Genomic DNA, 1,060 nt, shown 5'->3' with positions numbered 1-1,060 from the left:
GAATCAACACATTGCAACATTGCAAGATGAGCTGAACACCTACCTGAACCGGGAAGACTCGAATTTGACGCAGGATCAGATTGACCGCCGTAATTGGCTGAGTAATCAGCTCGCGGAGGCACATGAAGACTTGAAATCGCATCAGAAGGTTGAACAAAACCACGAGGTACGGATCCAACAGACGCAAGAGCAGATTACATATCTCTTGGACTCGTTGGAAGCAGACGGAATTTCCATCCGGAACCTATGCATAAGCGAAACAGCGTATGAATTACTCCGCGCCAGCGCCGAATCCGCTGTGATGAATCTCATTCAACCGCTGAACGAGAACATCAAAGGATCTGACGAGCGTGAGCAGCAACTACAGCGGCAGAATGATCGGCTGCAGGAAACGATAAGACAACGAGAGGCCACCATCCAAGGCATTTCGGAAGAGCTGAACAAAACCAAGTTTGAGTTGGAAGATTCGAACCAGAAGCGCGATGCGGCTGTACGGGCCACTGAGCAAGTCGAGGAATCGCTACGGTTGAAGCAGGAAGAGCTCGATCTTGAACGTGCAGAGAAGGCGTTAGGAGCCCGTGAAGCTTACAAGGTAGTGGACACGTCCGAGCAGATCAAGCAGCTTGCCGAGAACTTCCGGAAGTCGCAGATTAAAGTGACAAACATCCGTTGGGAAGACGATCTCAAGAAGACGTTCAAGCTTGCGGAGCTGGCTGAAAATGGCGAAACCATCCGATTCCATTACTTCGAGCAAGGCAAATACCTGGAGCTCAATCCGCAGGAAGTGTTACAGTTTCGACTCGAACAACAAGCCAACAGTGTTCTTCCGAATTTACCACTGGGTGAATCCATTGAAGTCGATCCTCCAGCGCTTGAGGTCGTGACACAAGACCAGTTTCGCACAGGCTCAGGAGATGTGGAAGGTGCGGCAGAGGGTGCCACGGACGTTACAAGAGCAGAAGGACAATCGATGGGCAGCACAGACGATCAAGCGGTACATCTCGCAGAGTTCGAAGCGCTTAAATCAACGGTCGCGAGGTTAGCGATTGATGTTGAGACG

At 50.8% G+C, this 1,060-nt stretch carries 1 protein-coding gene; it reads left to right on the top strand.

Features of this window, described 5'->3' with window-relative positions; translation table 11 throughout:
- The coding region (locus tag AC1DWB_RS35955) for a hypothetical protein (protein WP_477545837.1) at window positions 1-1,060 on the top strand (1,060 nt) is incomplete at both ends.

The sequence above is a fragment of the Paenibacillus sp. P4_E11 genome (assembly GCF_056401635.1).
Note: the sequence above shows the minus strand (reverse complement) of the source record. Positions and strands in the feature narration are given on the sequence as shown.